The 12,678-nt window shown below is 72.2% G+C and carries 14 protein-coding genes; 4 read left to right on the top strand and 10 right to left on the bottom strand.

Features of this window, described 5'->3' with window-relative positions:
• Positions 1-259 precede the first annotated feature (259 nt).
• From ACFYYB_RS30470 to ACFYYB_RS30480, 3 genes are read right to left on the bottom strand one after another with little or no spacing between them, the layout of a single operon-like run.
• Positions 260-1,051: a DUF3710 domain-containing protein gene (locus tag ACFYYB_RS30470; protein ID WP_389439212.1), complete on the bottom strand. Its 792-nt coding sequence runs from the start codon at positions 1,049-1,051 to the stop codon at positions 260-262.
• 1 nt (position 1,052) lies between these two features.
• Positions 1,053-1,586: a dUTP diphosphatase gene (gene dut / locus ACFYYB_RS30475; protein WP_266886143.1), complete on the bottom strand. Its 534-nt coding sequence runs from the start codon at positions 1,584-1,586 to the stop codon at positions 1,053-1,055.
• Positions 1,586-2,170 carry a PaaI family thioesterase gene (locus ACFYYB_RS30480; RefSeq protein WP_365919584.1) on the bottom strand — a complete coding sequence of 195 codons (585 nt, stop codon included), beginning with the start codon at positions 2,168-2,170 and terminating at the stop codon, positions 1,586-1,588. The genes dut and ACFYYB_RS30480 overlap by 1 nt, the downstream gene beginning before the upstream one ends.
• Before the next feature lie 58 nt (positions 2,171-2,228).
• Between ACFYYB_RS30480 and ACFYYB_RS30485 the strand changes: the two genes are divergently transcribed.
• The gene (locus ACFYYB_RS30485) at positions 2,229-2,690 is read left to right on the top strand and encodes a DUF3093 domain-containing protein (RefSeq protein WP_327304131.1); all 462 of its coding nucleotides are present in this window, start codon (positions 2,229-2,231) and stop codon (positions 2,688-2,690) included.
• A gap of 31 nt (positions 2,691-2,721) precedes the next feature.
• Here ACFYYB_RS30485 and ACFYYB_RS30490 read toward each other — a convergent pair whose 3' ends face one another.
• From ACFYYB_RS30490 to ACFYYB_RS30505, 4 genes are all read right to left on the bottom strand, one after another.
• Positions 2,722-3,669: a hypothetical protein gene (locus ACFYYB_RS30490; RefSeq protein ID WP_389439215.1), complete on the bottom strand. Its 948-nt coding sequence runs from the start codon at positions 3,667-3,669 to the stop codon at positions 2,722-2,724.
• A gap of 12 nt (positions 3,670-3,681) precedes the next feature.
• Positions 3,682-3,978 carry a DUF4193 domain-containing protein gene (locus tag ACFYYB_RS30495; protein ID WP_112451146.1) on the bottom strand — a complete coding sequence of 99 codons (297 nt, stop codon included), beginning with the start codon at positions 3,976-3,978 and terminating at the stop codon, positions 3,682-3,684.
• A 405-nt stretch (positions 3,979-4,383) separates the two neighbouring features.
• Positions 4,384-5,628 (bottom strand): sensor histidine kinase, encoded by a 1,245-nt coding sequence (locus ACFYYB_RS30500; RefSeq protein WP_389439217.1) that lies wholly within the window; start codon positions 5,626-5,628, stop codon positions 4,384-4,386.
• 5 nt (positions 5,629-5,633) lie between these two features.
• The gene (locus ACFYYB_RS30505) at positions 5,634-6,287 is read right to left on the bottom strand and encodes a response regulator transcription factor (protein ID WP_112451148.1); all 654 of its coding nucleotides are present in this window, start codon (positions 6,285-6,287) and stop codon (positions 5,634-5,636) included.
• Between the two features lie 322 nt (positions 6,288-6,609).
• On the opposite strand from ACFYYB_RS30505, the gene ACFYYB_RS30510 reads away from it, so the two are divergent.
• A complete protein-coding gene (locus tag ACFYYB_RS30510; RefSeq protein WP_204357838.1) occupies positions 6,610-6,783 on the top strand; it encodes a hypothetical protein in 174 nt (57 codons plus the stop codon).
• Between the two features lie 102 nt (positions 6,784-6,885).
• Here the strand turns inward: ACFYYB_RS30510 and ACFYYB_RS30515 are convergent, their stop codons facing one another.
• Together ACFYYB_RS30515 and ACFYYB_RS30520 are read right to left on the bottom strand one after the other, a co-directional pair.
• The gene (locus ACFYYB_RS30515; protein WP_389439456.1) at positions 6,886-7,686 is read right to left on the bottom strand and encodes an inositol monophosphatase family protein; all 801 of its coding nucleotides are present in this window, start codon (positions 7,684-7,686) and stop codon (positions 6,886-6,888) included.
• Positions 7,687-7,735: 49 nt separating this feature from the next.
• Positions 7,736-8,911 (bottom strand): ferrochelatase, encoded by a 1,176-nt coding sequence (locus ACFYYB_RS30520; protein ID WP_389439220.1) that lies wholly within the window; start codon positions 8,909-8,911, stop codon positions 7,736-7,738.
• Positions 8,912-9,081: 170 nt separating this feature from the next.
• On the opposite strand from ACFYYB_RS30520, the gene ACFYYB_RS30525 reads away from it, so the two are divergent.
• Both ACFYYB_RS30525 and ACFYYB_RS30530 read left to right on the top strand, forming a co-directional pair.
• Positions 9,082-10,344 (top strand): MFS transporter, encoded by a 1,263-nt coding sequence (locus ACFYYB_RS30525; RefSeq protein WP_389439222.1) that lies wholly within the window; start codon positions 9,082-9,084, stop codon positions 10,342-10,344.
• Positions 10,289-11,623, top strand: a complete 1,335-nt coding sequence (locus ACFYYB_RS30530) for a D-arabinono-1,4-lactone oxidase (RefSeq protein WP_389439224.1) — start codon at positions 10,289-10,291, stop codon at positions 11,621-11,623. Before ACFYYB_RS30525 ends, ACFYYB_RS30530 begins: the two co-directional genes overlap by 56 nt.
• A gap of 29 nt (positions 11,624-11,652) precedes the next feature.
• Here the strand turns inward: ACFYYB_RS30530 and ACFYYB_RS30535 are convergent, their stop codons facing one another.
• A complete protein-coding gene (locus ACFYYB_RS30535; RefSeq protein WP_389439226.1) occupies positions 11,653-12,516 on the bottom strand; it encodes a hypothetical protein in 864 nt (287 codons plus the stop codon).
• Between the last annotated feature and the right edge of the window lie 162 nt (positions 12,517-12,678).

Raw genomic sequence — 12,678 nt, forward strand, 5'->3', positions numbered from 1 at the left:
GTCCGCCCCGTTCACGCGCCGATGACCTGCCGCGGACGGATCCCTGACGGTTCCCTGACGCCCCCGGGCGCGGGCGGGTTCGTACCGCCGCGGAAACGGCCGTGGGGCGCCCCCCCCGCGGGGGGGGGCCCCCCCCCCGGGGGGGGCGGGGGGGGGGGCGCCGCCCCCCGGGGGGGGGGGGGCCCCCCCCCCCCCCCCCGGGCGGGGCCCCCCCCCCCCGGGGGGGGCCCCCCCACGGCCGTGACGGATCGAGCCGGGGTCAGCGGACCTCGGTGATCTCCGGGCCGCGCTCCAGCTGGCCCATTCCGCCGCCGAAGCGGGAGCCTTCCTGGTCCGCGGCCTCGTCGGTCTGCACGCCGTCCGGCACCATCTGCGCGTCGTTCGGCAGCTTCAGGACGATCGGGTCGCGCGGGGCCATCGGGCCCTCGCCGCGGACCACGACGGTGTCCAGGAAGATCCGCTCCAGCACACCGGCCGACTCGGGACGCACCGCGCCCTGGCCGGAGATGACACCGCGCAGGAACCAGCGCGGGCCGTCCACCCCGACGAAGCGGACCAGCTGGGCGCCGGTCTGTCCGTCCGGGAGCGGTACGGGGACCTGCGCGCGCAGCTCCCAGCCCAGCGGACCCTCGACCTCGTCGATGATGCCGCCCTGCTTGGTGATGCCCTCGGCGATCTCCTCGCGGACCTCGCCCCAGATGCCTTCCTTGCGCGGCGCGGCGAAGGCCTGCAGCTGCACGGCACTGTCGCCGAGCACCACGGTCGCGGCGACGATCGCGTCCCCGGCGACCTCCACCCGCAGCTCCATGCCCTCGACACCCGGTACGAGGATGCCGCCGAGGTCGACCCGGCCTTCCTCGGGGTTGCCGGGGACCTCCGAGATGTCCCACGGGCCGTCGGGACGCGGGGCCGGCGGCAGGTTCACCCTGCGCGGCTGTACCGCGTCGTTCTCCTCCGTGCCGTCCTGCTCATCGGCACCGACGCCGTCGACGACCTGCTCGGCCGCGCCGCCGTCCTTGACGGAGTCGTTCTTCTTGCGACGTCCGAACACGTCACTGTCCTTCCCGGTCGTGTACGACCGAAGCGTAGCCATTCCCACCCTGCTGACCAGCGCCGGATCCGGCCACGGCCGCATGACCACCGGTGGAGCCGAAACCCCCCTCGGCCCGCGCCGAGTCGGGAAGCTGCGCCACCTCGCGGAAGCGCACCTGCTCGACTCGCTGGACAACCAGCTGGGCAATGCGGTCGAAACGCTCGAACCTGACGCTCTCGCGCGGGTCGAGATTGACCACGATCACCTTGATCTCCCCACGGTACCCGGCATCCACCGTCCCGGGGGCATTCACGAGTGCGAGCCCGCAGCGGGCGGCCAGGCCCGAGCGCGGGTGCACGAACGCCGCGTACCCCTCGGGCAGTGCGATGGAGATCCCCGTGGGCAGGACCGCCCGCTCCCCCGGCTCCAGCTCCGCGGCCACCGTGGTGACCAGATCGCAGCCGGCGTCGCCGGGGTGCCCGTAGGCCGGAATCGGCACCTCCGGGTCGACGCGCCGGATGGCCACGTCCACGCCGGTGTTGTTCTCAGACATCAGGGGTTCACCTCGAAGGCGCGTGCGCGCCTGACCTGGTCCGGGTCGGCCATCGCCGCCCGGATCTCCTCGGGCCGTCCGTTGTCGATGAAGTGGTCGACCTTCACCTCGATGAAGAGGGCGTCGGCGCGCAGCGCGACCGGTCCCTGCGGTCCGCCTATTCGGCCGACCGCGCTGGAGTAGATCTTCCGGCCGGCGACGGCGGTGACCTCGGCCTCCAGGTACAGCACCGTGTCCACGGGCACGGGCCGGACGAAGTCCGTCTCCAGCCGGCCGGTGACGGCGATGACGCGCAGCAGCCAGTTCAGGGAGCCCAGGGTCTCGTCGAGCGCGGTGGCGAGGACGCCGCCGTGCGCGAGGCCGGGCGCACCTTGGTGGGCCGCCTTGACCGTGAACTCGGCGGTGACGCGCACGCCCTCGCCGGCGCGGGCCGCCAGGTGCAGTCCGTGCGGCTGGCCGTCGCCGCAGCCGAAGCAGTGCTCGTAGTGCGCGCCGAGGAGTTCGCCGGGGGCCGGGGCATCGGGGTGCCGCACCGGCGCCGTGGCGTCGGCGGGAGGCGTCAACGCTGTGTTTCGTCCACTCACAGCCGCAGACCTTACCCGCGCGGCTACCCGCCGGTCGCCTCGTGGCAGGCTTGGCCGCATGCAGCTCTCCCCCGCGCACTACGACGAACGTCTGACGGCCCCCCGCTCCTGGTGGGCCATCACCGCCCTGACCGGCCTGGCCTGCGCGCTGATGCTGCTCCCGCTCGGCACGCTGCCGCTGCTCGCGGGGCTGATCGGGGGCACCGCGCTGACGGGGCTGCTGGTGAGTTCGTACGGTTCCCAGCGCGTGCGCGTGGTGGGCGGCGCGCTGGCCGCCGGGGAGGCCCGGATCCCGGTGGCGGCGCTCGGCGACCCGGAGGTGCTGGACGCGGAGGAGGCCCGCGCCTGGCGTACGTACAAGGCCGACATGCGCGCCTTCATGCTGATGCGCAGCTACGTGCCGACGGCGGTCCGGGTCGAGGTCACCGACCCCTCGGACCCGACCCCGTACGTCTACGTCTCCACCCGCGAGCCGCAGGCCCTGGCGGCGGCCATCCGCGCGGCGCAGGGCCGGGACTGACCCCGGCCGGGACGGTCCCGCGGGTCGCCGATCAGTCCCGCGGGGCGCTGTCGCGGGGGTCGATGGCCCGAGGGTCGAACAGCCTGCCCTCGACGGCGGCCCTGGCTGCCTCGGGAAGGGCCTCGGCGGGCCGCTCCAGGGGCGGGAGCTGCGGCAGCGCGTTCCAGGGCACGGCGCGGGCCCGCAGGTCCGCACGTACCTTCTCGGCGAGTTTGCGGGTGTCCCGGCGGTTCATGACCGCTCCGACCGCGGCGCCGACCATGAACGGCATCAGGTTGGGCAGGTTGCGGAACATCCGCTTCATGATCTGCTGGCGCAGCTCGCGCTTCATCTGGCCGCCGAGCGCCGCGTTCAGCGTGGTCGGCTTGGTCAGGTCGACCCCACGCTCCTCCGTCCAGGACGTGAGGTAGGCGACGCTGCGTTCCTTGAGGCCGCCGGGCGGTCGCAGGCCGTAGACCTCGTGGAGTTCGGCGATGAGCTTCAGCTCGATCGCGGCGACCCCGGTGATCTCGGTGGCCAGCTCGGCGGGCATGGCGGGAGGCACCGGCAGCATGGCGGCCGCGCCGATCCCGGCGCCGACCGTGGAAGTGGCGTTGGCGGCGCCCGAGATCAGCTTGTCGGCCAGCTGATCGGGCCCGAGGCCCGGGAACTGCGCGCGCAGGGTCGCGAGGTCCCGAACCGGAACGCGCGGTGCGTTCTCGATGACTCGGTCGGTGAGGTAAAGGGCGGCGGCCCTGGCACTTTCGCCGCCCTTGCGCACACCGTTCTTGACGGCTTGCAGCCGACGGACCCCGGAGTTCTTCCGGGGCCCCTCGCCGGCCTCGGAGGCCGACGTCACCGCCTCGGCGGTGTCGGGGAGCACGGCGGGTACGCCGGGGGCTCCAGGCCCTGTTTCCAGGCCCCCGGTTCCCTCGTGCGTCTCCGCCGGATCACCAGCTTTTCGGAAGCGCCGCTTCCGAAATGGTGTCGAGCCAGTCACGGCCGACGCCTCTCAGTCGCATTCGCGGCAGATCGGCTGACCGTTCTTCTCTCGTGCCAGCTGACTGCGGTGGTGCACCAGGAAGCAGCTCGTGCAGGTGAACTCGTCGGCCTGCTTCGGCAGGACCCGTACGGCCAGTTCCTCGTTCGAGAGGTCTGCGCCGGGCAGGTCGAGGCCCTCCGCGTTGTCGATTTCGTCCAGGTCCACGTTCGACGACGACTTCTCGTTGCGACGAGCCTTCAGCTCTTCGATGCTGTCGTTGTCTACGTCGTCGTCGGTCTTGCGCGGGGTGTCGTAGTCCGTTGCCATAGTTCGCTCTCCCCCTCTGGGATTTAGCGGGTGTCTCAGCGCACGTAACGCGCGAGAGGCCGGACTTGTGCCCGACCTGAGGCGGAGATTTTGCCTCACATCAAGGTCTGTTACTCAATCGACACCCAGCCGCACATTCAGACGAGCGATTGGCTGGGATGACGACCGGGACCGTACACGGTCCGGGGGCCGTCTTGCACAAACGCCACCCCATGTATTTCCCGCCATCAGGGGGGCCGGAAACCCGGACTTCCCGGGCTTTCCGGCCCCCCCAAGGTCACTGAACGCATATGGCCGGACACTGGCCACTGTGATCGATCGCACAGAAGTCACTGTCTTCATGACCCAAGCATTCAGCCAACAGCGAACACGGGGTGGTCGTCCTCACAAGGGCGGCGGCCGCTCTCACAAGGGCAGAGTGACACGCATCACGAGGCCACCCCCCTCGCGCGGGACCGCCTGGATCCTCCCGCCGTGCGCGCGCGCCACGGAGCGCGCGATCGAGAGGCCGAGCCCGACACCCTTGTCGCTGCCCGTGCGCTCCGTACGCAGCCGCCTGAAGGGCTCGAAGAGGTTGTCCACCTCGTACGCGGGAACCACGGGACCCGTGTTCGATACCAGCAGGACCGCCTGCCCGTGCACGGCCTCGGTGGTCACTTCCACCCAGCCGCCCTCGGGCACGTTGTAGCGCACGGCGTTCTGCACCAGGTTCAGTGCGATCCGCTCCAGCAGCACGCCGTTGCCCTGGACCACGGCCAAGGCTCGCTCCCCGCGGATCTCCACGCCCTTGGCCTGCGCCTCCCCGCGCGCCTGGTCGAGGGCGCGCGAGGCCACCTCCGCCAGGTCCACGGGCTTGCGCTCGATGATCTGGTTGTCGCTGCGGGCCAGCAGCAGCAGGCCCTCGACCAGCTGCTCGCTGCGTTCGTTGGTGGCCAGCAGGGTCTTGCCGAGCTGCTGGAGCTCCACCGGAGCCCCGGGATCGGAGAGGTGTACCTCCAGCAGCGTCCGGTTGATGGCCAGCGGGGTCCTCAGCTCGTGCGAGGCGTTGGCCACGAACCGCTGCTGGGCCGTGAAGGCCCGCTCCAGCCGGTCGAGCATCTCGTCGAAGGTGTCGGCGAGCTCCTTGAGCTCGTCGTCCGGACCGTCCAGCTCGATCCGCCGGGTGAGGTCGGAGCCGACCACCCGGCGGGCGGTCCGGGTGATCTTGCCGAGCGGCGAGAGCACCCGGCCGGCCATCGCGTAACCGAAGGCGAAGGCGATGATGCTCAGACCCATCAGCGCCATCAGCGAGCGGCTCAGCAGGTCGTCCAGCGCGTGCCGGCGCTGTTCGAGGATGCACGTGTTGATCGCGGCGTTGAACTGGTCGGGCATCTGGCCCGTACCGCTCACACCGGGGCAGCTGCTGGTGACCTGGATCGGGCCGCCGCCCACGATGGTGAAGGGCAGCGCGTTGCCCTGCCGCAGCGCTTGGGCCGCCAGCAGGTAGATGATCGACAGCAGCAGGATGCCGGCGATCAGGAACATCCCGCCGTACAACAGCGTCAGGCGTATCCGGATGGTCGGCCGCAGCCAAGGGAAAGGACCCTCGGGCTGGCCGGGGTCCCAGGTCGGTTTCGGTGGCGCGGAGGGTGGCGCCGGGGTCGCGGCCACCCGCGTCAGATCCGGTAGCCGGAACCGGGGACGGTCACGATGACCGGCGGCTCCCCGAGCTTGCGGCGCAGCGTCATCACCGTCACGCGCACCACGTTGGTGAAGGGATCCGTGTTCTCGTCCCACGCCTTCTCCAGGAGCTGTTCGGCGGACACGACCGTGCCCTCGCTGCGCATGAGGACCTCCAGCACCGCGAACTCCTTCGGCGCCAGCTGCACCTCCTTGCCCTCGCGGAACACCTCGCGCCGGTTCGGGTCCAGCTTGATCCCCGCGCGCTCCAGCACGGGGGGCAGCGCGACCGTGGTGCGCCGGCCCAGCGCCCGTACCCGGGCGGTGAGCTCGGTGAACGCGAAGGGCTTGGGCAGATAGTCGTCCGCCCCGATCTCCAGGCCCTCGACCCGGTCGCTCACGTCGCCGGAGGCCGTGAGCATGAGCACGCGGGTGGGCATGCCGAGCTCGACGATCTTCCGGCACACGTCGTCGCCGTGCACGAGCGGGAGGTCCCGGTCGAGCACGACCACGTCGTAGTCGTTCACTCCGACGCGCTCCAGGGCCGCGGCACCGTCGTACACGACGTCCACGGCCATGGCCTCCCGGCGCAGTCCGGTGGCCACCGCATCGGCGAGCAGCTGCTCGTCCTCGACGACGAGTACGCGCACGTCGTTTCCTTCCTCAGAGCCCGTCAGGGCAGGGGTGTCATGTGTCGTCCATCCTGCCCCTTTCGCCGGTAAACCGGCTGTAAGACGCCGCTCGGGGGCGCGCGCGGGGGCTCGAGGAGTGCTCGAGGAGTGCTCAGGCGGTGCTCAGGCGGTGCTCAGGGAGTGTCCGGGGAGGACCTGAGAGGCGGAAGTGAGGATTCCCTCGCCTTACGAGGTTTCTGGGTCCAACGCGGCGGGGAGGACGACTTCACACCCCGAACACCTCCCTGACGGCGCACTGCCACGTGCCGCCGCCGACCCACGAAGAGGGGGCGAACCCACCATGGACGCATTCACCGCGGGTCTCCTGCAGCGCATCAGGAGCACGCAGTCGGACCTCAGGCAGGCTCGCGAAACGGGCGACGACTTCCTCGTGGAAGTGGAACAGGCGGAGCTGGAAGACCTCCAGCGCATCGCAGCCGATCACGGCGTTCCGGTCACCGTCTCCGCCTGCTGACTCCAGCCGCCGGTATCCCACCGGCCACCGCACACCCCCGGACCCCGGAGGCCGCCACCCGGCCGCCGGGGTTCCCTCATGCCCGGGGGCCGGTCCGACCGCTCAGTCGTGCCAGGCCCCGGCCTCCTCCAGCAGCGGCCGCAGCGAGGCGAACACCGCCGGGGTCGCCGCCAGCGCGAGTTCGCCCGAGGCGGGCTCCCCTGGGCGGCCGCCCGTCACCGCGCCCGCCTCCCGCGCGATCAGCTCGCCCGCCGCCAGGTCCCACGGGTTCAGCCCCCGCTCCCAGTACCCGTCCAGCCGTCCGGCGGCCACGTCGCACAGGTCGATCGCCGCCGAACCGCCGCGCCGGACGTCCCGGACCAGCGGGATGATCCGCTGCGCCACGTCGGCCTGGTGCGCCCGCCGGCTCTGGACGTACGCGAACCCGGTGCCGATCAGCGCCTGGTCCAGCGGAGCGGCCGGCCGGCAGGCGAGGCCGACCCCGCCCAGCCAGGCCCCGCGCCCCAGCACCGCGTGGTACGTCTCCCCGCGCATCGGCGCCGCCACGACCCCGACCACCGTCTCGCCGCGGTACTCGGCCGCGATGGAGACGCCCCAGGTGGGGAGCCCGTAGAGGTAGTTCACCGTGCCGTCCAGCGGGTCGATGACCCACCGCACGCCGCTGGTGCCCGCCGATTCCGAGCCCTCCTCGCCGAGCAGCCCGTCCTCGGGCCGGCGCTCCGCGAGGATGCCGGTGATCAGCTTCTCGGCCGCGATGTCCATCTCGGTCACCACGTCGATCGGGCTCGTCTTGGTCGAGGCGACCGCCAGATCGGCGGGCCGCCCGTCCCTCAGCAGCGCGCCCGCCCGGCCGGCCGCCTCCAGGGCCACGTCCAGCAGTTCGGTCTTCAGCTCTTCGGAGATCACGCCCGGCTCCCGTTCATCGAATTCTGCGGACTTCACTGCGCTACGGCTACGCGTACGGGCTGTCCACGCCCGCGGCCGCCGGCCGGGGCCCGCGCGCCGGGCAGCAGCCCACCGCGCACAGGTCGTGGCTCGCGCCGAGCAGCCCGAGCGCGCAACGCTCCACGGACTCGCCGCGTTCCGCCGCGGCCCGCTCCAGCACGAGGTCCCGTACCGCCGCCGCGAACCGGGGGTCGGCGCCGACCGTGGCCGAGCGGGCGATCGGCAGCCCCAGCTCGGCGGCCTTGGCCGTCGCCTCCGTGTCGAGGTCGTACAGCACCTCCATGTGGTCCGAGACGAAGCCGATCGGCACCATGACCACCGCCGGGGCGCCCGCCCCGTGCAGGGCCTCCAGGTGGTCGCAGATGTCCGGCTCCAGCCACGGGATGTGGGGGGCGCCGCTGCGCGACTGGTAGACGAGCTCCCAGGGCAGCTCGGTGCCGGTCTCGGCGCGGACCGCGTCGGCGATCACCTTGGCGACGTCCAGGTGCTGCTTGACGTAGGCCCCGCCGGCGCCGTCCGCCGTGTGGTCCTCCACCGGTCCGGAGGCGTCCGCCGCCGCGATCGGGATGGAGTGCGTGGTGAAGGCCAGGTGGGCGCCGGCGCGCACCTCCTCGGGCAGCGCGGCCAGCGAGGCCAGCACCCCGTCGATCATGGGCTGCACGAAGCCGGGGTGGTTGAAGTAGTGCCGCAGCTTGTCGACCTTCGGCAGGTCCGCCTCGGCCACGCCCTCCTCCACGAGCAGGGCGAGCGCGTCGGCGAGGTTCTCGCGGTACTGCCGGCAGCCCGAGTACGAGGCGTACGCGCTGGTCGCGAGCACCGCGACGCGGCGGCGCCCGTCGGCGGCCAGCTCGCGCATCACGTCGTTCAGGTACGGGCCCCAGTTGCGGTTGCCCCAGTACACGGGCAGGTCCAGCCCGTGCCCGGCGAAGTCCTTGCGCAGGGCGTCCAGCAGCTCGCGGTTCTGGGCGTTGATCGGGCTGACGCCGCCGAAGCCGAAGTAGTGCTGCCCGACCTCCTTGAGCCGCTCGCGCGGGATGCCGCGGCCGCGCGTGACGTTCTCCAGGAACGGCACGACGTCGTCGGGGCCCTCGGGGCCGCCGAAGGACAGCAGCAGGAGGGCGTCGTAAGGGGCGGCGGGGCCCTCGGTCGAGCCGGGGGCGCCGGCGCGGAGCTGGTCAGACATGCTTCGAATCCTGCCACCCGCCGCCGCCCCGCGGAAAACAGGTCCGGGCTCCGGGACCGCTCGACCCGGGGGTACGGGCCGTTCGGCCCCTGTCCGGTTCCTCCCCGCGCGGGCGGCTTGTGCGCGGCCGTAACCTGTATGGGCCAATGACGTCCCTTACGGAGGGCACCTTGCCCAGTCCCTACCGCGCGATCTTCGCCGCCCCCGGGAGCCGGGGCTTCAGCGCGGCCGGCCTCATAGGCCGGCTGCCGCTCTCCATGGTCGGCATCGGCATCCTGACGATGATCTCCGAGCTCACCGGCCGCTACTCACTGGCCGGCGCCCTCACCGCCACCCTCGCGCTCTCCGCCGCCGGGATCGGCCCGCAGGTCTCCCGCTTGGTCGACCAGTACGGCCAGCGCCGCGTCCTGCGTCCGGCGAGCCTGCTCGCGATCCTCGCCATCTCCGGGCTGCTGCTGTGCGCGGCCAACCACGCGCCCGACTGGACCCTGTTCGTCTTCGCCGCGCTCGCGGGCTGCGTACCCAGCGTGGGCGCGATGATCCGGGCCCGGTGGACGGCCATCTACCGGGACTCGCCGCGCGAACTGCACACGGCGTACTCCCTGGAATCCGTCCTGGACGAGGTCTGCTTCATCTTCGGGCCGATCCTTGCCATCGGGCTCTCCACCACCTGGTTCCCCGAGGCGGGTCCGCTGGTCGCCGGGGTCTGCCTGCTCGTGGGCGTGGGGTGGCTGACCGCGCAGCGCGCCACCGAGCCGGCCCCGCACCCGCGCGACGAGAACTCGGACCGGACCTCGGCGCTGCGCTCCCCCGGACTCCAGGTACTGGTGGCCACCTTCGTCGCCACCGGGGCCATCTTCGGCTCCATCGACGTGGTCACGCTGGCCTTCGCCGAGGAGCAGGGGCACAAGGCGTGGGCCAGCTTCATCCTGGCCGTCTGGGCGGTCGGATCCTGTCTCGCCGGCATCGTCTTCGGCCTGCTGCACCTCAAGGGCAAGGCCGAACGCAGGTGGGTGCTGGGCATCTGTGCGATGGCCGTGAGTATGATCCCCCTCCTACTGGCCGGGAACCTTCCGTTTCTGGCCGTGGCGCTCTTCGTCTCGGGCCTCGCCATCGCTCCCACGATGATCACCACGATGGCCCTGATCGAGGCGCACGTACCACGCGCGAAGCTGACCGAGGGAATGACCTGGACGGGCACCGGGCTCGCGGTCGGGGTCGCGCTCGGGTCCTCCGTGGCCGGCTGGGTCATCGACGCCGCCGGCGCGAAGACCGGGTACGTCGTCTCCATCTCGGCGGGGGCCGCCGCGGCGGCGGTTGCGTTCGCGGGTTACCGCCGGCTGACGAGGCCGGCGCAAGGGGAGGAGCCTTCCAACGATGGCGACGACGGGGACAGCAGGCAGCAGCGGGACACGGACCGCCGCGTGGCATAACTGGGCGGGCAACATCAGCGCCACGCCCGCGCGCGTGGTCACCCCGGCATCGGTCGGGGAGCTCCGGGAGGCGGTCCGCCGGGCCGCCGGGGACGGGCTCAAGGTGAAGGCGGTCGGCTCGGGCCACTCCTTCACCGCGGCCGCCGCGACCGACGGCGTACTGATCCGCCCTCAGTCGCTGGCCGGGATCCAGTCGATCGACCGGACCGCCGGCACCGTCACCGTGGCGGCGGGCACGGTCCTCAAGGACCTCAACCTGGCCCTGGCACAGGAGGGCCTGTCGCTCACCAACATGGGCGACATCATGGAGCAGACGGTCTCGGGCGCCACCAGCACCGGCACCCACGGCACCGGTCGCGACTCGGCCTCCATCGCCGCCCAGATCCGCGGCCTGGAGCTGGTCACGGCGAACGGGGAGCTGCTGGTCTGCTCCGAGAAGGAGAATCCGGAGGTCTTCGCGGCGGCCCGGCTGGGCATCGGGGCGCTCGGCGTGGTCACCTCGATCACCTTCGCCGTGGAGCCGCTCTTCTTCCTGACCGCCCGTGAGGAGCCCATGAGCTTCGACCGGGTGACGGAGGAGTTCGACCAGCACCACGCGGAGAACGAGCACTTCGAGTTCTACTGGTTCCCGCACACCGGCAACTGCAACACCAAGCGCAACAACCGCAGCCAGGGCCCGGCCGCCCCGCCCGGAGCGGTCTCCGCCTGGGTCGAGGACGAGCTGCTGTCCAACGGCCTCTTCCAGGCCGTGAACTCCTTCGGCCGCGCCGTCCCCGCGTCCATCCCCTCCATCGCCCGGATCGCGAGCCGCGCCCTGTCGGCGCGCACCTACACGGACATCCCGTACAAGGTGTTCACCAGCCCGCGCCGGGTGCGGTTCGTGGAGATGGAGTACGCCCTTCCGCGCGAGCGCGTCGTCGGGGCGCTACGGGAGCTGAAGGCCATGGTGGACCGCTCCGACCTGCGGATCAGCTTCCCGGTGGAGGTGCGGACCGCTCCGGCGGACGACATCACCCTGTCGACGGCCTCGGGCCGCGAGAGCGCGTACATCGCGGTGCACATGTACAAGGGCACCCCGTACCAGGCCTACTTCACGGCCGCCGAGCGCATCTTCACCGAGCACGGCGGCCGGCCCCACTGGGGCAAGGTGCACACGCGGGACGCGGAGTACTTCGCCGGGGTGTACCCGCGCTTCGGAGAGTTCACCGCGCTCCGGGACCGGCTGGACCCGGACCGGGTCTTCGGCAACGACTACCTGCGGCGCGTCCTGGGGGACTGAGCCCGGAGCTGATCCCGGGGGCCGCGCCCTCAGGGGGCCGGCGACTCCTGACCGGTGCCCGGCGTCGGGGACTTCGGGGGCTTGCTGCTCGGCGAAGGGTCGGGCTTCGGGGGTGTGGGGGTCGGCGAGGGGTCGGGCTTCGGCGGGGCCGGGCTGGGGCTGGACGACGGGTCGGCGGACGGCGAGGTGTCCGGGTCGGGCTTCGGGCTCTTGTCGCCGTTCGGGTGCGAGGGGCTCGGGGAGGTCCCGGTGTCCGGGGTCTTCCCGCCCTTGCCGCCCTTCTCGCCGTTGCCGTTGCCCTTGTCCGCGCCCTTGTCGGACGGGTCCTTGGGCGGTTTCGGCTTGTAATCGCGGGCCTTGACGGTGCCGCCGGTGAGGATCGTGCCGCCGTCGGCGCTGATCGCGGTACCGGCCACCGCCTCGTAGGTCCCCAGGCCGCCGAGGGCGATGGCGAAGGCGGCGCCGGAGGCCACGGCCGTCCGCTTCCAGCCCCGCACGCGGGTGCCGTGGACGGTGCCCGCGCCGAACTCCTCGTCGGCCGACGGCCCGCCGGCCGGGACGGTGCCCAGCATCATCGTGCCGTCCGGCGCCCGCCCCGCGGGGGCGGGCCCGGGCCCGGCCACCGGGACCTGACGGGCCTTCGGCCGGGCCGTCTCGCGGAGCTGGTCGCCGGTGCGGCGGAAGAAGTGCTGGATGACGGGTCCGCCCGCGGTGGCCACCACGCTCACGATGCCGGCGCCGATGATGGTCCCGTAGAGGCCCATCCCCGAGGCCAGCACGGCCGCCGCGACCGTGGCGAGGGAGGAACCCGCGACCTGAGCCACGCTCAGATCGAGCTTCTTCTTCTCCGTCTCCTGGTCCGGTTCCACGTCCAGCACCGTCTTCTGACCCATCGCCATCCCCTGCGTGTCCTGCCCTTCGCGCTCCAACGCCTTCTCCCGTTACTGACACGTCAGCGAAACGGATAGTTCCGTTTCCGGAGATTCTGTGAAGCAAGACACCCGAAATCGGGTGCGCACGCAGGTCCGGCAGGATGGGGGCCCGATCCAGGGCAG

Source organism: Streptomyces sp. NPDC002886, from assembly GCF_042888445.1.
Lineage (GTDB): Bacteria > Actinomycetota > Actinomycetes > Streptomycetales > Streptomycetaceae > Streptomyces.